Source organism: Arthrobacter rhombi (genome assembly GCF_039526245.1).
Classification (GTDB): Bacteria; Actinomycetota; Actinomycetes; order Actinomycetales; family Micrococcaceae; genus Arthrobacter_H; species Arthrobacter_H rhombi.
Map to the genome: position 1 here is coordinate 152,657 of NZ_BAAAIV010000012.1, position 17,378 is coordinate 170,034.

Annotated in this window: 16 protein-coding genes and 1 tRNA gene; 10 read left to right on the forward strand and 7 right to left on the reverse strand. The window is 66.1% G+C overall.

Annotated features, from left to right (window positions below; translation table 11 throughout):
• Positions 1-170: 170 nt before the first annotated feature.
• The 3 genes from ABD088_RS11385 to ABD088_RS11395 all read left to right on the forward strand — a co-directional run bounded on the left by ABD088_RS11385 (position 171) and on the right by ABD088_RS11395 (position 2,397).
• Positions 171-1,058, forward strand: coding sequence for a cytochrome b/b6 domain-containing protein (locus ABD088_RS11385; RefSeq protein ID WP_343902050.1), 888 nt, complete (start codon positions 171-173; stop codon positions 1,056-1,058).
• Positions 1,059-1,127: 69 nt separating this feature from the next.
• A complete protein-coding gene (locus ABD088_RS11390) occupies positions 1,128-2,264 on the forward strand; it encodes an acyl-CoA dehydrogenase family protein (RefSeq protein ID WP_343902051.1) in 1,137 nt (378 codons plus the stop codon).
• Between the two features lie 59 nt (positions 2,265-2,323).
• Positions 2,324-2,397, forward strand: a tRNA-Met gene (locus ABD088_RS11395).
• Between the two features lie 96 nt (positions 2,398-2,493).
• On the opposite strand, the gene ABD088_RS11400 is transcribed toward ABD088_RS11395, so the two are convergent.
• Both ABD088_RS11400 and ABD088_RS11405 read right to left on the reverse strand, forming a co-directional pair.
• Positions 2,494-3,246: a PspA/IM30 family protein gene (locus tag ABD088_RS11400; RefSeq protein WP_343902052.1), complete on the reverse strand. Its 753-nt coding sequence runs from the start codon at positions 3,244-3,246 to the stop codon at positions 2,494-2,496.
• Positions 3,247-3,329: 83 nt separating this feature from the next.
• The gene (locus tag ABD088_RS11405; protein WP_343902053.1) at positions 3,330-5,411 is read right to left on the reverse strand and encodes a TPM domain-containing protein; all 2,082 of its coding nucleotides are present in this window, start codon (positions 5,409-5,411) and stop codon (positions 3,330-3,332) included.
• Positions 5,412-5,673: 262 nt separating this feature from the next.
• Between ABD088_RS11405 and ABD088_RS11410 the strand changes: the two genes are divergently transcribed.
• From ABD088_RS11410 to ABD088_RS11425, 4 genes are all read left to right on the forward strand, one after another.
• A complete protein-coding gene (locus ABD088_RS11410) occupies positions 5,674-7,137 on the forward strand; it encodes a S1C family serine protease (protein ID WP_343902054.1) in 1,464 nt (487 codons plus the stop codon).
• Positions 7,138-7,357: 220 nt separating this feature from the next.
• Entirely contained in the window at positions 7,358-8,176 is an 819-nt protein-coding gene (locus ABD088_RS11415; RefSeq protein ID WP_343902055.1) for an electron transfer flavoprotein subunit beta/FixA family protein, read from the forward strand.
• A gap of 16 nt (positions 8,177-8,192) precedes the next feature.
• On the forward strand, positions 8,193-9,134 hold the full coding sequence (locus ABD088_RS11420; protein WP_343902056.1) for an electron transfer flavoprotein subunit alpha/FixB family protein: 942 nt from the start codon (positions 8,193-8,195) through the stop codon (positions 9,132-9,134).
• A 1-nt stretch (position 9,135) separates the two neighbouring features.
• Positions 9,136-9,891, forward strand: coding sequence for a PIG-L deacetylase family protein (locus ABD088_RS11425; RefSeq protein WP_343902057.1), 756 nt, complete (start codon positions 9,136-9,138; stop codon positions 9,889-9,891).
• A gap of 74 nt (positions 9,892-9,965) precedes the next feature.
• Here the strand turns inward: ABD088_RS11425 and ABD088_RS11430 are convergent, their stop codons facing one another.
• The 5 genes from ABD088_RS11430 to folP all read right to left on the reverse strand — a co-directional run bounded on the left by ABD088_RS11430 (position 9,966) and on the right by folP (position 13,839).
• The gene (locus tag ABD088_RS11430; RefSeq protein WP_343902058.1) at positions 9,966-10,517 is read right to left on the reverse strand and encodes an anti-sigma factor domain-containing protein; all 552 of its coding nucleotides are present in this window, start codon (positions 10,515-10,517) and stop codon (positions 9,966-9,968) included.
• Positions 10,518-10,609: 92 nt separating this feature from the next.
• Positions 10,610-11,071, reverse strand: coding sequence for a tRNA (cytidine(34)-2'-O)-methyltransferase (locus ABD088_RS11435; RefSeq protein WP_343902059.1), 462 nt, complete (start codon positions 11,069-11,071; stop codon positions 10,610-10,612).
• 40 nt (positions 11,072-11,111) lie between these two features.
• Positions 11,112-12,035, reverse strand: coding sequence for a J domain-containing protein (locus tag ABD088_RS11440; RefSeq protein WP_343902060.1), 924 nt, complete (start codon positions 12,033-12,035; stop codon positions 11,112-11,114).
• A 94-nt stretch (positions 12,036-12,129) separates the two neighbouring features.
• Positions 12,130-12,906, reverse strand: a complete 777-nt coding sequence (locus ABD088_RS11445) for a pyrimidine reductase family protein (protein ID WP_343902061.1) — start codon at positions 12,904-12,906, stop codon at positions 12,130-12,132.
• A gap of 9 nt (positions 12,907-12,915) precedes the next feature.
• A complete protein-coding gene (gene folP / locus ABD088_RS11450; RefSeq protein ID WP_372710535.1) occupies positions 12,916-13,839 on the reverse strand; it encodes a dihydropteroate synthase in 924 nt (307 codons plus the stop codon).
• A 65-nt stretch (positions 13,840-13,904) separates the two neighbouring features.
• Between folP and ABD088_RS11455 the strand changes: the two genes are divergently transcribed.
• Genes ABD088_RS11455 through mnmA form a run of 3 tightly spaced genes read left to right on the forward strand, consistent with a single transcriptional unit; the run spans position 13,905 to position 17,173 of the window.
• Entirely contained in the window at positions 13,905-14,759 is an 855-nt protein-coding gene (locus tag ABD088_RS11455; protein ID WP_343902062.1) for a hypothetical protein, read from the forward strand.
• Positions 14,760-14,789: 30 nt separating this feature from the next.
• Positions 14,790-16,028, forward strand: a complete 1,239-nt coding sequence (locus ABD088_RS11460) for a cysteine desulfurase family protein (RefSeq protein WP_343902063.1) — start codon at positions 14,790-14,792, stop codon at positions 16,026-16,028.
• Positions 16,025-17,173 carry a tRNA 2-thiouridine(34) synthase MnmA gene (gene mnmA, locus ABD088_RS11465; RefSeq protein ID WP_343902064.1) on the forward strand — a complete coding sequence of 383 codons (1,149 nt, stop codon included), beginning with the start codon at positions 16,025-16,027 and terminating at the stop codon, positions 17,171-17,173. Before ABD088_RS11460 ends, mnmA begins: the two co-directional genes overlap by 4 nt.
• Positions 17,174-17,378 lie beyond the last annotated feature (205 nt).

The following is a 17,378-nucleotide window of genomic DNA, read 5'->3' on the forward strand; positions in this document are numbered from 1 at the left end:
AACATCGATCGGGACTTTTTGTATCCCCGGATCATTCGAATCCAGATGCTAGGACCTCCTACTAAATACTTGCAAGACCTAGTATTATCGATTCCAGCAATCCGCTCCGAGAGGAACAACTGGTGAATCAGGAATCCCGTACGCCGACTGCAGGCTCCAAGAGTCCGTGTGTGCGCTTTGGACTCTACGCAGCGGGCGCCGTCGTGCTCTTGGCACTGGTGGTGCTGGCCGCCAGGTGGCTGACAGCCACGGGGCCGTTGGCGGACTTCATGGCCAAGTACCCCGGTCATGTGCCGCTACCTGAAACCGCCCCCGTCGGCCTCCCCGCGTGGTTGGGATGGCAGCATTTCCTCAATGCCTTCTTCCTGGTGCTGATGGTCCAGACCGGGTGGAAAGTGCGCACCACGCAGCGTCCCGCAGCCCATTGGGTGCGGAACAACAAGGGTCTGATCAAGACCAAGAAGCCTCCGAAGCGCATCAGCCTGGACTTGTGGCTTCACCTGAGTCTGGACGTCTTGTGGGTGGTGAACGGGATCGTCTTCCTGGTCCTGCTCTTCGCAACGGGACAGTGGCGGCGCATCGTTCCCACCAGTTGGGACGTGATACCCAACGCGGTTTCCGCCGGTTTGCAATACGTATCGCTGAACTGGCCGTTGGAGAACGGCTGGGTCAATTACAACAGCCTGCAGCTGTTGACCTACTTCCTCACGGTCTTCGTAGCGGCACCCTTGGCCATCCTCACCGGGTTGCGCATGTCGTCCATCTGGCCCTCCAAAACCAAGAAGCTCAACCGCATCTATCCGATCGAAGCCGCGCGGGCAGTCCACTTCCCCGTCATGCTCTACTTCGTGCTCTTCGTGATCGTGCACGTGACCTTGGTCCTCAGCACCGGTGCCTTGAGGAACCTCAACCACATGTTCGCAGCACGCGATGACCACGGTTGGCTCGGATTCATCTTCTTCGCCGTAGCGGTCATCGTCATGGTCGGGGCATCCTTCCTGGCCCGCCCGATCTTCGTTGGCCCCATCGCTTCGCTCATGGGCAAAGTGAGCCGTTAACCCACCAGCCTGGGCGGCCAAGCGTCCGGGCATCATCCACGCGCCCCGAGGGTGCCGAAGGGACAACATATGTTTGAGCTCAATGACGAGCAGCAGGCGATGGTCGAGATGGTGCGGGATTTCGCGACCGAGAACATCGCACCGTATGCCGACCAGTGGGACCAGGAACACCATTTTCCCGTCGACGTATTGGCGCAAGCCGGGGAACTGGGCATGGGCGCCATCTACGCCCGGGAGGAATTCGGGGGCTCTGGACTTTCACGCAGTGATGCGGTGCTGATCTTCGAGGAATTGGCCCGTGCATGCCCGACCATCGCCGCCTACATCTCGATCCACAACATGGTCGCCTGGATGATCGACTCCTTCGGCAACGAAGCGCAGCGTGAACGTTGGATCCCCGGGATGGCGACCATGAGTGAATTGGGGAGCTACTGCCTCACGGAGCCGGGGGCAGGATCCGACGCCGCGGCGCTGTCCACACGGGCGGTGCGCGACGGCGACGACTACGTACTCAACGGAACGAAGCAGTTCATTTCCGGAGCCGGCGCCTCCGCCTACTATCTGGTGATGGCCCGTACTGCTGACACCGGAAGCCGCGGCATTTCGGCCATCGTCGTTCCTGCCGATACAGAGGGTCTGGGCTTCGGAGCCCTGGAAAAGAAGATGGGCTGGAACGCGCAGCCCACCCGCCAGGTGATCTTCTCCAACGTGCGCGTCCCCGTGGGCAACCGCCTCGGTAAAGAAGGGGACGGCTTTGGCATTGCCATGAAGGGCCTTAACGGCGGGCGGCTGAACATCGGCGCCTGCTCCCTCGGAGGCGGCCAAACGGCGTTGGAGAAATCCGCGGCCTACCTCAAGGAACGTCATGCCTTCGGTGGCGCGCTGATCAACCAACAAGCGTTGCTCTTCGAGCTGGCAGACATGGAAACCAAGCTGGTCACGGCCCGGACCCTGCTGTGGCGAGCGGCAGCAGCCTTGGACGATCGTGCGGATGACGCCCTGAAGCTCTGTGCCATGGCCAAGCGCGTGGCGACGGATGCCGGATACGAGACGGCGAATGCGGCCATTCAGCTCCACGGCGGGTACGGCTACCTGAGCGAATATGGGCTTGAGAAGATTGCCCGGGACCTCCGTGTCCACCAGATCCTGGAGGGGAGCAATGAGATCATGCGGCTGATCATTGGCCGGATGATTGCCGAAAATTAGCCCTGCGGCCGCCGTGATTTTGGCAGGTATCCGCTTTCGTGTAGAGTCTTATCTCGCGACGCGGGGTGGAGCAGTTCGGTAGCTCGCCGGGCTCATAACCCGGAGGTCACAGGTTCAAATCCTGTCCCCGCAACGAGAGTGAGACCCCCGACCAGATGAAACGTCTGGTCGGGGGTCTTTTTTCGCGCACTCACCTGCCCTGAGTCGGGACTCAGGGCAGGTGAGGTCATCAGGCTTCGGTGTCGCCGGTTTCGAGCGCGGCGGTCGAAGTGCCACCCGCCTTCAAGGCTGCGAGGCGGGCCTCCACCTCGGTCTGTTCGCCGAGGTCCTCGAGCGATTCGAACTGGGCATCCAAGCTGGACGCCGACAACTCCGCTGCGCCCTGCACGCGGGCTTCCTCGCGGCGGACCTTCTCCTCAAAACGCGAGACTTCGCTCGTGGGGTCCATGATGTCGATGCTTTTGAGCGCATCCTGGACCTGGGTCTGGGCCTGTGTGGCCTTGGCCCGGGCAACGAGTTCGTCGCGTTTGGCAGCGAGCTCCTGCCGCTTTCCCTTCATGGCGTTCAAGCCGCTCTTGAGCTTCTCAACGATCTCCTCCTGCGAGGCGATGGTGGGTTCTGCCGACTTCGCTTCGCCTTCTGACTGCATCTGGCGCTGGATGGCGACCTTGGCGAGGTTGTCGAACTTCGTGGCGTCCGCGTCCTTTCCGGCGGAACGGAATTCATCGGCCTTACGGGAGGCGGCCAAGGCCTTGTTGCCCCAATCGCGGGCATTCTCCTGGTCTTCCTGGTGGTCCTGTTGGAGCATGCGCAGATTACCGATCGTCTGGGCGACCGCGGTCTCTGCTTCGGCGATGTTGTTCGTGTAATCGCGGACCATCTGGTCCAGCATCTTCTGCGGATCCTCCGCTGAATCGATGATGGAGTTGATGTTGGCCTTCGCTAGCTGGGCGATGCGCCCAAAGATTGACTGCTTGATCACGATGTCACCTTCCACTGGGTTTACTGGTCTGGTTCTGCAACCGGCGGCTCTGCCGCCGGAATCCTATCTGGGGGGCTATCTCATCAGAAGTTTCCGCCGCCCCCGCCGCCACTGAAGCCGCCTCCGCCTCCACCGCCGAAGCCGCCACCGCCACCGCCGAAGCCTCCGAAGCCGCCGCCGCCGAAGATGCCTCCACCGCCGCCGCCTCCACCGCCGCCGCGAAGGATCGAATCAATGAGGATTCCACCGAGTACTGCTCCGCCCAGTCCATTGCCGCGGCCATAACCGCCGCCACCGAAGCCTCCACCTCCGCCGAAGCCCCCGAACCCATCGACGTCGGACTCGGCCTGGCGGGCCGCTTGATCGGCCAGCATTGACGCGCGCTGGGCAAATTGCAGGGCGGTCTCTGGATCGCTCGCGGCCACGCGCAGCGCTTCGTCGAGGTGCCGCTGGGCTTCCGCCAGACGAGTTCTGGCTGTCGAGCCCACGCCGCCGCGTCTGGCACGAATGAAGTCGTCGGTGCCGTTGATCTTGTCCTGGGCCGAGCGCAGAGCGGACTGTAATGACGCGTTGGCTCGACGGGCACGCTCGGCGCTATCGCGCACTGCGTCCAGTGGGCCGTCCAGTGTCTCTCGGGCCCGTGCCAACGTTGACAGCAAGGCCCCGGGATCGATGCGCTCCGCTTTGCGGGCCGCGTCGACCTGTCCGAGGGCCTCCTGAAGGGAAGCCACGGGCGCGGCTAGTTCCGGATGGTCACCACCGGCAGACAGGGATTGGGCTTGAGCCAGGTCCTGCTGGGCCTCGGCGACCTGGGCATCAAGCTCCGACCGCGCGGAGTCCAAGCCAGCGCCGGTCTTGCTGATTGCCCCGGTCAGCACCCGCGTCTGATCGACTGCCTCTTCACCGGCGCGAATCGCCACTGCTGCTTCGGCGTTCTTGGACTGTGCGATCATGTCCGCAGCGGTCTGGGCACTGCCCGTAATGAAGTCAAGCAATTCATTGGCCTGATCGAGGTTGCCTCGTACCTGGACGAGCGCCGAATCGGCGTACCTGTTCGAAAGGCCGGCCAGTGACGACTTGGCGTTCTCCAGTTCGGTGCGCAGACCTGCGATTTGGTCTTGGAGCTCCTGGGCCGCCCGGGGTGCGTTGCGTTCGAGTTCGCGTAGTGCCGCGAAGTCTTCGCGATGCTCCTCCAGGGAGTCGTTGACGGCTTCACAGCGACGGATGATGTCGCCGAGCCATTTTCGCTGGTCGGCCTCGGTATCCGGGATCGAGTCGTCAAGTTGCTGCTGTAGTTTGAAGGACTCGTTGAGGTGCTCTTTGGCGGTTGCCAGATCGGCGGTAAATGGCTTGACCGAGTCCTCGCCGAATTCTGCCATGGCGAATCCGATTTCCTGCTCGCTGGAACGAATCGCGTCGTCTGCAGCGATCAGCAGGGGGCCGGCTTTCAAACGCAATTCGTCAACACTCAATGATGCAAATGGATCCTGGGGGACATCGCCGGTGGGCCGGGGGGTGGACTGGGGCCGGGGGCCGTTCTGTTTCCTGCGGCGCCCGAGCGCCCACAGGGTGCCACCACCGACGACGATGACGCCGCCGATGATCCAGGGGGCAGCCGAGCCGCCCGAGGAGGGGCCCGCATCCCCGGACGAATTGCCGGACTCGAGATCGCCAGCGGCAGCTGCCTCGATTCCCCGGACGGCGTTTTCTGCGGCTCCCGCCCAATCACTGGCCGTCAGGTTGCTTTTGCGCAGACCGGGGGTGATGTACTGAGTGGCGATGTCCGCATCGAAAGGGGCGATGTCTCCGGCATCCGCCGATTTCAGGCGTAGCTGCCGTGCGTCCGTGGCGATGGCGAGGATGCTGTCCGATGGGCCGAGGCCTTTCTTCTTGGCAACCGCCGCGACCCAGGCATCCATGTCGGAAGGATCTGTGAAGGCATCAACGTAGACGACATAGAGGTTCAGGCCCTCGTTGTCCTGCAATTGTCGGACCGCCTGGTCCACACGGCTTGATTCCTTGCCCAGAACCCCTGCTGCGTCCACCACGTATTCGCCCGGAGGGATCGTCACCGGCGGTTCTGCCGAAGCGGGGCCTGCCAGCAGCAGGATGGATATCAGCACGAAACCGGCAACTGCCGATACTCGTCTGGCAATGGATCGCATGGATCACCCTTCGATATCGGTGACGGACATCGAGTCGGGAGCTGCCAATGGGGTTGCGGAACCCCCTTGGCCGTGGACCCGTGGCCGTCCCTGTTGAGTCTATGGGTATGGTTTGGGACCGTCCACCACGGCACGGCCTCGCGTAGGGTTCCTGGTGCCGCTGCATGGTGCTCTCACAGGTTTCGCATAGGTAAAGCTTTTTCGGAACACAGCGCACCTTGTCATAGTTGGAGGCAAGGAACCCCAGAAAGGACACAAAGTCATGAGCGAGGAACGGAACACCTTCTCCAACGGCCAGGCAGACGAGACGGCCGGGGGAAGCGGACAAGCCAGCGGCGGTCCAGCCGTCCCGCCTCGCCCGCAGACCCCGCCGCAGGCGGCCGGCGGTCCGGCAACTGCCGAATACCCGTCAACGAACGTGCACCCCCAGACCGCGCAGTATGCGGCGGCAAGCGCTCCCGCGCCCGGCACCCCGGGTGGCGGGTCGTACCCGCCGGGCGCCTCCTTCGGCCCTGCACCACGTCGGCAGCCCAAGCGATTTGGTTCCACCACCCTGGTCACCGGAATGGTCATCGCCGCCCTGATCGGTGGTGGTAGCGCTGTCGGTGCCAACTATCTGATGGATGGTTCGGGCCAGCCGGTGGCTTCTTCCTCGCAGAACAACCAGGCCGTGGTCATCAACAACCCCGACAGCGTCACGGCGGTCACCGCAGCCGCGGCCAAGGCATCACCCAGCGTCGTGACCATCGAGGTCGATGGGCAAAGCCAAGCCGGATCCGGTTCCGGCATCATCCTCGACAAGGAAGGACACATCCTGACCAACACGCACGTCGTGACGTTGGGGGGAGCCGTGTCGAATCCAACCGTTACGGTGCGGACCAATGACGGACAGGTGCACAAGGCCACCGTCGTGGGGACCGACCCGATGTCCGACCTGGCGGTGATCAAGATCGACGCGACGGGTCTGCAGCCTGCGACTCTCGGGGACTCCTCCAAGTTGAACGTCGGCGATGCGGCGGTTGCCATCGGGGCCCCGCTGGGCCTGAGCGGCACGGTTACCGACGGCATCATCTCCACTCTCAACCGCACCATCAGCGTTGCCTCCTCGGCGGTACCCGAGAACAAGACCTCCGACGGCTCGTCGGGAAGCGATGGAAACCAGTTCAACTTCCAGATTCCCGGACAAGAGCAGAGTTCCAACGCCGGATCGATCTACATCAACGTCATCCAGACCGATGCCGCCATCAACCACGGCAATTCGGGCGGAGCCCTGGTCAACGCTGCGGGGCAGATCGTCGGGGTCAACGTCGCCATCGCCTCCGCGGGTGGTTCGAGCTCGACGGCCGATTCCAGCGGGTCCATCGGCGTCGGCTTCGCCCTCCCGATCAACTATGCAAAGCGCATTGCCCAGGACATCATCGACAACGGCAGCGCTACCCACGGCTTGCTGGGTGTGACGGTCAAGGCCAAGGCCGCCGACTCCGGAACCCAGTTCAGTGTGGGGGCCGAGGTCCAGGACGTCACGTCCGGGTCCGGCGCTGCGAAGGCAGGGCTGAAGTCCGGCGACGTCATCACCAAGGTCGGCGATCGAGTCATCTCCGACAGCCAGTCCCTGACCGCGGCCATTCGGGAACATGCGCAAGGCGACCAGGTGACGATTGCCTACACCCGTGGAGGCAAGGCACAAACGGCCAGCGTCACGCTGGGCGAAGTGCCGCAGAAGTAGCCAGCCTGCAGTGGACCGGCCGGCATCCCGCTGGGGATCGCCGGCCGGTCCTTCCATGTCCGGGATAAGCTGAAGACCCGGCGCGTCACACGGGAGGTGGCGGGCCCCTGTCCCGGGCGTTACTCTTGGTTAATACTCATTAACTGGAATTTGCGGAAAGTCCCGTGGAACCATAGGTTCCGGCCGTGATCGGTCGGAGGAGTCAAGGCGAAAGGCAAACATGAGCGTGGCAAGCGGAGGGCCTTTGAAGGTCCTTGTCCTGGTCAAACACGTCCCGGATGCACAGTTCGACCGCCACTTGGCGGGGACCAACCACAGCATCGACCGGGCCGAAAGCATCTTGTCCGAATTGGATGAATACGCCATTGAAGCCGCCTTGCAGCTGATCGAGGCCCGCGGTGGCGTGAAGGCCGGGCATACCGTGACGGCGTTGACCATGGGACCGGATCGTGCGGCAGCCGCGGTGAAGAAGGCATTGCAAATGGGCGCGACCGATGGCGTGCACGTCTGCGATGAGGCCCTGGCGGGTTCTGATGCAGCCGCCACGTCACTGGCCCTGTCCTCGGCTATCAACCAGCTGGGTGGATTCGATGTCATCATCTCCGGCATGGCCTCCACCGATGGCGAGACCTCGATTGTCCCGGCCCAGCTGGCGGAACGATTGGGTCTGCCGCAGCTGACCTTTGTTTCCTCGCTGGAGCTCTCGGATGACGGCGTCCTGACCGGTCGTCGGGACTCCGACACGACCTCCACGACGTTGCAGGCGCCGGTTCCGGCCCTCGTCTCGGTGACCGACCAGGGTGAAGAGCCGCGTTACCCGAACTTCAAGGGCATCATGGGGGCCAAGAAGAAGAAGACCGTGACCATGGCACTGGGCGACCTCGGCCTGGATGCCGCCCAGGTCGGCACGGCCGGCTCCTGGACCCACGTTGAAGATGCGCAGGCCCGCCCTCCGCGGACCGCGGGCACCGTCATCACCGACGAGGGAGACGCCGGCGTCCAGCTGGTGGACTTCCTGGCCGACAAGAAACTTCTCTAGGACCCGAGGGGAAACCATGGCGAACATTCTGGTATTCATCAACACGCCCAGCTCACAACCGGGCAAGGCCCAGCGCGAGCTGTTGACCCTGGCCCATCGACTCGGCGAGCCCGTCGTCGTCTTCGGGGCCCCGGCCACCGACGATGCAGTCGCTGCCGTTGGCGCCCTCGGGGCGACAGCCGTCTACGCACCCTCTGGCACCCTTCAGGGGACGCTCATCGCCGGGGAAGCGGCCCTGCTGGCTACCGTGGCCCGATCCACGGAACCGGCCGCTGTGCTGCTGCCGAACACGGCTGACGGCAAGGAGATCGCCGCCCGGGTGGGCATCAAGCTCTCCAGCGGCGTCATCACGGACGCCGTCGACGTGGCGGCTGACCTGACGGTCACCAAATCCGTCCTCGCCGGTGCCTACACGGTTTCGGCCCGGGCCACGCAGGGGTCTCCCGTCATCACCGTGAAGCCGAATAGCGTTGAACCGCTCGACGCCGCCGCCGCCAACCCTGCGGTCACCACCGTGGAGGTCCTGGACGCCGGCCCGGCAGCCACGGTCACCCACACGGAGGCCAAGCCGGCATCCGGTCGGCCCGCCCTGCAGGATGCGCGCATCGTCGTCTCCGGTGGACGCGGTGTCGACGGTGACTTCAGCCAGGTGGAGGAACTTGCCGATGCACTCGGCGGTGCCGTTGGCGCCTCCCGGGCGGCCACGGACGCCGGATGGATCGAGCACTCCTACCAGGTCGGCCAGACCGGTAAGACGATCTCCCCGCAGCTCTACATCGGCGCCGGGATCTCCGGCGCCATCCAGCACAAGGCGGGCATGCAGACCTCCCAGGTCATCGTGGCAGTGAACAGTGACGAGGACGCCCCGATTTTCGAGATCGCTGACTTCGGCATCGTGGGCGACGTGCGCACCGTGCTGCCGCAGGCGGCCGCCGAGATCAAGCGTCGACAGGGCTAGCATGGCCTGGTTCGATCCGACACGGGAGACCGTGCGCCGTGTGCTGTGCTTCGGGGCCCACCCGGATGACCTGGACTTCGGCGCCTCCGGAACGGTAGCCGCCTGGACGGCCTCGGGCGTGGACGTGCAGTACTGCATCATGACCGATGGGGACGCCGGGGGATTCGACCCGGCCCATCGGGAGGAGATCGTGTCCATGCGCCACGACGAGCAGCGGGAAGCAGCACGCGTCGTGGGCGTCCAGGAGGTCCACTTCCTGGGCGAACGCGACGGTTTCCTGGAGCCGTCACTCGAGGTGCAGCGCAAAGTGGTGGCACTCATCCGCCAGATCCGTCCCGACGTCGTGCTGGCCATGCACCCCGAACGGGACTGGAGCCGCCTGCAGCGCTCCCACCCCGACCATCTGGCGTGCGGAGAAGCCGTCACCCGGGCGGTCTATCCCGCGGTGGAGAACCCCTATGCGTTCCCGGACCTGCAGGAATCCGGGTTGGAGGCGTTCAAGCTGCGGTGGCTGTGGCTGTATGGTTCCCCGCAGGAACGGGAAAACCACGCGGTGGACATCACCGGGACGTTCGACGCGAAGCTGACGGCATTGCGCGCACATCTGAGCCAGCATCCCGACGTGGCGAAGATGGAGGCCTTCGTGCGCTCGAACAGCCAGTCGCTGGCCGCGGCCCATGGCCTGGGCGAGGATCGGCTGGCCGAGTCCTTCCACGTCGTGGAGGTCAACGCGGCCGACACCATCGCCGGTTTCTGAACCACGGTACGACGACGGTGGGGCACCCCTGAGGGTGCCCCACCGTCGTCATGTCGTCGCCCCGGGGGCCTGGCCTAACGGGGCAGCTTGATGTCCAGCACCTTGGTGTCGCCCGGTTCGGTGGACCCGCCCTCGGGCTCGGTGGTCACCTGTACGGCCCCGATGTCCTTCAGGGACTTGAACCCGACAGTTGCCTTGCTGTCCTTCGGGTCCAGGACCTTCAGCGAACTTGCCGATCCGCCGTCGGCGGCCTCGACCCACACCTGGTACGTCTTGCCTTGCGGGGCACCTGCCAAATCGCTCAACTCGAGTGAGCCGGCGTCCAGGGAGGCGGAGAGCCGCAGGACCGCCTGGCCGCCGCCGTCGACCTGGACTGTCTGTTCGGTGACGTCGGAAGCGGACTCGACCTCACCGGCCACGTCGCGGGGCATGAGCGCCAGGATCAGGGCGATGACACCGATCACCACCACGAGTGCTGCGCCGGCAACCAGCATCCATTTCTTCACCGGAGCCGTCCGGCGCGCGGGCCGGTCCTGGGCGACGTCGTCGACCAGTCCCAGTCCCAGATCGTCCTGGGCGTCCTCGGGCGTCCCATAGCGGAAATCCTCGGGCTCTCTGTGCTGCATGGTCCTCATCCCTGGCTGGTATGTTTTCTCCCCATATTCCAGCTTAGGGCAGGCCGGTGTCCCCACGGTGGAGGACGACGCCGGTGGGCCCCTCAGGCGCCTGTGAATCCCTGCTGGCGCCAGGCCTCATAGAGCACGATCGAGGCCGAGTTGGCCAGGTTCAGCGATCGGCGTGAGGGCAGCATGGGCAACCTGACCCGCGAGGTCACGCGCGGATCCGCCTTAACCTCGGCGGGAAGCCCCACCGATTCGGGGCCGAACATCAGCACGTCGGAGGGCCGGTAGTCGATGTCGGTGTAGGTGACTTCGCCCTCGGCCGTGTAGGCAAAGACGCGGTCGGGGGCCAGGACCTGCCAGGCGGTTTCCAGATCGGGATGCACCTGGACGACGGCGAGGTCGTGGTAATCCAGACCGGCCCGCCTCAGCTTGGCATCGGAGAAATCGAAGCCCAACGGCTCCACCAGGTGCAGTTCGGCGCCGGTGACGGCGGCCAGGCGGATGGCGTTGCCGGTATTGCCGGGGATCTCGGGCGTCAGGAAAAGTATGCGGAACACCGTTAGATCCTATGCCCCACGGCCCGGTGGCGCCTGCCGGTCAGTACATGCCGCCCAGCAGGCGGGCCAGGACGGGCACGTCGACCACGTTCGGGGTGGGGCCCGTACCCAGGAACATCTTCAGTTCGCGGACCAGGTTGGCGGCGTTGACCACGTTGACCGTCTTTCCGGATGCCGGGTCCGCACCCCGGGCATAGTCGATGACCGGTTCGTGCAGATTGTCGTCGCCGGAGTGGATGACCGTCCAGCCGGTGACGTTCAGTTCCGGGAAGGCCTCCTGCATGCCGCGGACCATCCCCGCCATGCGCGGTGGTTCCAGATGCTTTCCATCACGTAGCAGGGCGTCCCCGTCCCAGCGGTAGAACCCGCGCGGCAACACCATGGAGCTGACCAGGGCCAGCCGATATCCGGCCAGCACCGCGTGGTCGATGAATCCGCGTTCCAGCGGCGAATGCAGGCCGTTGACCAGGCGGGCGGCGGGGAGCTGGGGGAGTGCCTTGCTGGAGAGCAGGCGCACCGTCCGGGCCTCCCGGGCCAAGCGTGATTGCGGGGTGAAGAATCCGCGTTTGCGCGGGGCCCCGTGGATCTGGCGGTCCGCCACCGCCTGCTCGATCACCGGCTGTCCGGGGCCATCGAACGGGGGCACGTAGCGCACCGGGTCCGTGGCCGTGGAACGGCGCCCGCCGCTGGGCTCGGCCCGGGAGGAAGCCGAGAAGCCGGCGTCGTCATCGGAGGACGGCGCACGGTAGGCCGAGGTGGTGCCGTAACTACGGTCGTAGGCGGTCCGGGCCGAGGGGTCGCTGAGGGTCTGGTAGGCCAGCGAGACCAAGCGGAACTGCGCCGCGTCTCCTCCCTGGTCGGGATGGGTCATGCGCGCGGCCCGGCGGTAGGCGGCCTTGATCTCGGGGACCGTGGCATCCCGATGGATGCCCAGGACCTCATAGTGGGTTCTTGCCGGGGACACGCCTGACCTTTCCGTGGGTGCCCACGGGCACCGGGTGTGTTTCTGTCCTAGCCGAACGAACGGCGCCGCCCCAAGGTTCCGCGGCCGACCCAGCCTAGCTGGTGGCGGGTGACTTGCCGGAGTGGGCGCGTCGGTAGTCGGCGAACAGGGCGCCATCCTCCTCCAACAGCAACGCCAATTCGCGGCGGTGCAGTCCAGCAGCCGGTCCGGTGGCGATGCGTCGTTCGGCGCCGCCGGCCAGGACCGGGCTGGTCGTCAGGCAGAGGCTGTCCACGGCGTCGGCTTCCTGGAACGTGGCGAACAGGGACGGGCCGCCTTCGGAGTGCACCACCCGGTGGCCACGTCCGGTGAGCGCGTCGAGCGCCCGGCGTGGTTCGACGTGGTCCGCACCGGCGGTGACGACCTCGGCCACACGCTCCAGTGCGGCCCGACGCCCCGGGTCGGCCGAAGAGGCGGTGAGCACCAGCAGGGGGACGGGGGCTTCGGCGAAAAAGGAGGACGCCGGGTCAAGATCCAGGGAGCCGGAGACGACGGCGATGCCCGGGTGCGCCGGCATGGCCCGTTCCCGACGCCAGGCCTGGGCCTCGGCATCGATCAATTCACCGGCGTAGCCTTCGGCGCGGATGGTTCCGGCCCCCACCAGGACCACGTCTGCGTGTCGGCGCAGGAGGGCGAAAATGCGCTGGTCGGCCTCGGTCCCCAACGGACCAGAGGTTCCCCCGGAGGTGGCAGCGCCATCGGCGGAGGCCACGAAGTTGAAGCGGACAAAGGGGTGGGCATCCACTGCCGGGCGGTACAGCTCCAGCAGCTGCTCATCGGTCAGGGCAGCTGTCGGGGCGTCCGGGTGGGCAGGGATCAGTTGCTGGACCATGGAACCAATCTAACGTCCGGTTACCCGGGATGGCTCATTGGCCTCGCCCATGTTGTGCCGCAGGTAGGTGGGCGCCCGCCACCCGGCGGTCGCCTCGAAGAGCCGGGCTGCGGAGACCGCCTCGGCGACGTTGTGCATGCGCAGGATCCGCGCGCCGTTCATCAGGCAGATGGTGGCGGCTGCCAGGGAACCGGGGAGGCGTTCGGATTTCGGTTGATCCAGCGTCTCGCCGATGAAGTCCTTGTTCGAGACGGCGGCCAGCACCGGGTACCCCAGACCGGCGATCTCATCGAACCGGCGGGTGATCTCCAGGGTGTGCAGGGTGTTCTTGTTCAGGTCGTGCCCCGGATCGATGATGACCTTGGATTCGTCGATGCCCAAGCCCAGGGCCATCTCCACCTTCTCCTGCAGGAAGGTTGACACCTCGGAGACGACGTCGGCATAGGCCGGGCGCGGGTAGACGGTCCGTGGCCGGGCCAGGGAATGCGTGATGACCAGGTGGACGCCGGCGTCCGCGACCACCCGGCCGAGATCCGGATGGCTGATTCCGGTGGTGTCGTTGATGACATCGGCTCCCGCCGCGATGGCTGCAGCGGCTACCTGGGGCTGGAACGTGTCGGCGGAGATGATCGCATCCGTCTGTTCACGGATGGCCCGTATCGCGGGAACGACCCGATCGGCCTCTTCCTGCCAGGGAAGCTCCGGACCGGGGGCGAAGGGGACCCCTCCGATATCCAGCCATTGGGCCCCGTCCTCGACCGCCCGCAGTGCAGCACGCACCGCTGCATCCAGCGCAAAGTTCGCCCCGTCGTCGTAGAAGCTATCCGGGGTGCGGTTGATGATGGCCATCACGGCCACTTCCCGGTCGAAGTCGATCGTGCGATGCGCGAACTGGTGGACGGGGTGGATGAGCTCGGGCAGATACAGGCTCACGGGTTCACGCTCCTCGGGACGGGTCCCTCAGTTCTACCAGCATCCCGGCTTGTAGGCTGGACGGCATGGCCATGACGTTCGCCGGGGCAGAACCCGGACAGTGGATCGCCGACGCGCTCGCCGGCATCCTTTCCCAGCGGCCCCCGGTCTCGACCGTGGCCGCGCAGATCCCTGCGGGTTTCCCCGCCTACGCGAGGATCTTCCACCCCGCAGCCGACGAGGATGGCCAACCCATCCGCTGGTCGGACATCGCAGCAACGCGGGGGACAGTGCTCCATGCGGGCGCCCAGTTTGCCGCGGTATCGGGGATCGACGATATGGGGATGCCCTGGGCCGAGGACGCCTGGGATGGCGAACCACCCAGTGGCGACGGGCTGCCGGGCGCCGACCTGGCAGCCGTGGCCGACATCATCTCCCACCATGCCAACCCCGAGGCGTTTCTGGCGCTCTGGGACGGTTATGCCTTCATCCGCGGCGGGGACGCCGTGGAGGTCCTCACTGCGGCCGAGCCCAACGACGACCCCGAAGCCGCCGAGCGCGAGCGGCTGCTGCGCGAACAGCTCAAGCGCCCGGCCTTCACCGACGCCGTGCTCGCCGGGGAGCGGCTGGCCCTGGGGCCGGACGGGTACCGGGCGTATTACGTGTTTTCCGGAACCCTCGAGGATGTGGCGTCACCGTTGTGGAAGTCCGGGGACGGCTTCGCCGAACGCCAGGCGCCGAACCTGGCCTGGGGGGCCGACCGCTCGTGGATGTTCTCCACCGAGCTCTACGAGGATTCCACGATCGTCGGCGGCTCCGTGGAGCTGGTGCGTGAGTTGGCACGGGACCCGCGGATCGAGGTGCGGGCCGTGGAGCTGACTACCGATTTGGGCGTCGAAGGTGACCGGATCAACCCGGCCCCGGAGCTGCCGGGGTACTGATTTCGGGGGCACCAGCGGTAGAATCGACCGGTGTCCGCAACCCAGCCCGTGTATTTCGACCATGCGGCGACCACGCCGATGTCGGCGTCCGCGCTCGCCGCGATGACCCAGGAATTGAGCCGTACCGGGAACCCGTCTTCCCTGCACGGTGCGGGCCGTCGCGCCCACCGGGTGGTTGAGGAATCGCGGGAACGGCTCGCCGCTGCAGCCGGTGCCCACTCCTCGGAGGTCATCTTCACCTCCGGCGGAACGGAGTCGGACAACCTGGCGATCAAGGGACTGTTCTGGGCCCGCGCCGCCGAGGTGCCGGGCCGCCGTCGTATTTTGTGCAGCACCATCGAGCACCACGCAGTGCTGGACGCCGTGGAATGGCTTGCCGCCCACGAGAACGCGGAGATCACGTGGATCGACGTCGACTCGACCGGTCGGATCCGCCTGGACCAGTGGGCCGCTGAGATTGCCCGGGACCCGTCGTCGATCGCCTTGGCCACCGTCATGTGGGCGAACAACGAGGTCGGCACCGTCCAGCCCGTCGCCGAGGCGGTGTCACTGGCTGCCGCGCATGGCATCCCGGTGCACTCCGATGCCGTCCAGGCATTCACCGCCGTCCCCATTGCGTTCCGGGACTCCGGGTTGGCCACCCTGGCGATCAGCGGCCACAAGATCGGCGGCCCCGTGGGCATCGGCGCGCTCCTGGTGCGGCGGGACATCGTCTTGACCGCGGTCCAACACGGCGGTGGACACGAACGCGCGCTGCGTTCCGGAACCCTGAACACCGCGGCGGCAGCCGCCTTTGCCGCAGCAGCACACGACGGGGCCACCGGCTTGCCCGCGGAGTCCGAGCGGCTGGCTGGCCTGCGCGATGACCTGATTGCCGGTGTCCGCGCCGCAGTGCCCGGTGCAGTGCTCTCGGGCCCCGAGGATCCCTCACACGCAGGGCTCCGACTGCCCGGCAACGCGCATTTCACCTTCCCGGGCTGCGAGGGGGACTCGCTGCTGTTCGTGTTGGACATGCTCGGGGTCCAATCCTCGACCGGTTCGGCCTGCACTGCGGGGGTTCCGCGTCCCAGCCACGTGCTGCTGGCCATGGGCTACCCGGAGGAGGCGGCCCGGGGGGCCCAACGGTTCACCATCGGGCATACAACGACGGCAGCCGACGTTGACCAACTGGTGGCGTCGCTGCCCGAGGCGCACACACGCGCCAAACAGGCAGGAATGGCCGCCAAGAAGAGCAGGATCCAGACAGCAGGAACGGGATTATCGGTATGAGGGTATTGGCAGCAATGAGCGGCGGGGTCGATTCCGCAGTGGCGGCAGCACGCGCCGTCGACGCGGGGCACGACGTCGTGGGTGTGCATCTTGCCCTCTCACGCATGCCCGGGACGCTGCGCACCGGAAGCCGCGGCTGCTGCACCGTGGAGGATTCCAACGATGCCTGGCGCGCCTGCGACAAGCTCGGCATCCCGTACTACGTCTGGGACTTCTCCGAACGGTTCAAGGAAGACGTCGTCGATGACTTCATCGCCGAGTACGCTGCCGGGCGCACCCCCAACCCCTGCATGCGCTGCAACGAACGGATCAAGTTCGCGGCACTGCTGGAAAAGGCGCTGGCCCTGGGCTTCGACGCAGTGTGCACCGGCCACTACGCCAAGCTGGTCCGGGACGAGGACGGCAATCCCGAACTGCACCGGGCCGCCGATTGGGCCAAGGACCAGTCCTACGTGCTCGGCGTGCTGACCGGGGAGCAGCTCTCGCACTCGCTCTTCCCGCTGGCCGATACACCGTCCAAGGCCGAAGTGCGCGCCGAGGCCGAGCGGCGCGGGCTTTCCGTGGCCAAGAAGCCGGACAGCCACGACATCTGCTTCATCCCCGACGGCGACACCCGAGGATGGCTGGAGGAACGCATCGAGCTCTCCGAGGGCGAGATCCTGGACCATGAGGGCAATTCCGTCGGCAGCCACCCAGGTGCCAACGCCTTCACCGTGGGCCAGCGCAAGGGTCTGAAGATCGGCCGCCCCGCGGCCGATGGCAAACCACGGTTCGTCTTGGAAATCCGTCCAAAGGAGAACCAGGTCGTCGTCGGGCCCAAGGACCTGCTGTCGGTGGACCGCCTGCGGGGCATCAAGGTCAGCTGGGCCGGGCAACCGCTGCCCCAGGCACTGGCCGGGGAACGCTTCGAATGCATGGTGCAGGTCCGCGCCCATGCGGACCCGGTTCCGGCCACGGCATGGCTCGAGGATGTGCCGGGGGACGACGGCGTCGTCGGACGCGAGCTGGTCGTGGATGTCGATGAACCGCTCCAGGGGGTTTCGCCGGGACAGACCATGGTCATCTACCAGGGCACCCGCGTGCTGGGCCAGGCAACGATCGACACGGCGCGCAGCCTGGCCTGGGATCCTGCCAGCGTTTCCTGAACCACCGGCAGCGACGGCTTCGAGCCCATCCCGCCGCCCGGGGTCTCTTCCGGACCGGGACCTGCACGGGACCGGTCGGACCGGGCGGCGTCCGGGCCGACCCCACGTTGGTGCAAACCGTCCCGTAGGTCGCGATGACTGATACCAATTGGCCAGCGACGGCGGCCGGGGAGCGCCCCTAGGCTGGGGGCACCGGTCGGGCGGA

Coding starts and splice junctions, on each gene's coding strand:
- ABD088_RS11445 (WP_343902061.1), bottom strand. CDS start 12,906: ATGGTCCAGCAACTGATCCCTGCCCACCCGGACGCCCCGACAGCTGCC.
- mnmA (WP_343902064.1), top strand. CDS start 16,025: ATGAGGGTATTGGCAGCAATGAGCGGCGGGGTCGATTCCGCAGTGGCG.
- ABD088_RS11420 (WP_343902056.1), top strand. CDS start 8,193: ATGGCGAACATTCTGGTATTCATCAACACGCCCAGCTCACAACCGGGC.
- ABD088_RS11415 (WP_343902055.1), top strand. CDS start 7,358: ATGAGCGTGGCAAGCGGAGGGCCTTTGAAGGTCCTTGTCCTGGTCAAA.
- ABD088_RS11455 (WP_343902062.1), top strand. CDS start 13,905: ATGGCCATGACGTTCGCCGGGGCAGAACCCGGACAGTGGATCGCCGAC.
- ABD088_RS11390 (WP_343902051.1), top strand. CDS start 1,128: ATGTTTGAGCTCAATGACGAGCAGCAGGCGATGGTCGAGATGGTGCGG.
- ABD088_RS11405 (WP_343902053.1), bottom strand. CDS start 5,411: ATGCGATCCATTGCCAGACGAGTATCGGCAGTTGCCGGTTTCGTGCTG.
- ABD088_RS11430 (WP_343902058.1), bottom strand. CDS start 10,517: ATGCAGCACAGAGAGCCCGAGGATTTCCGCTATGGGACGCCCGAGGAC.
- ABD088_RS11425 (WP_343902057.1), top strand. CDS start 9,136: ATGGCCTGGTTCGATCCGACACGGGAGACCGTGCGCCGTGTGCTGTGC.
- ABD088_RS11410 (WP_343902054.1), top strand. CDS start 5,674: ATGAGCGAGGAACGGAACACCTTCTCCAACGGCCAGGCAGACGAGACG.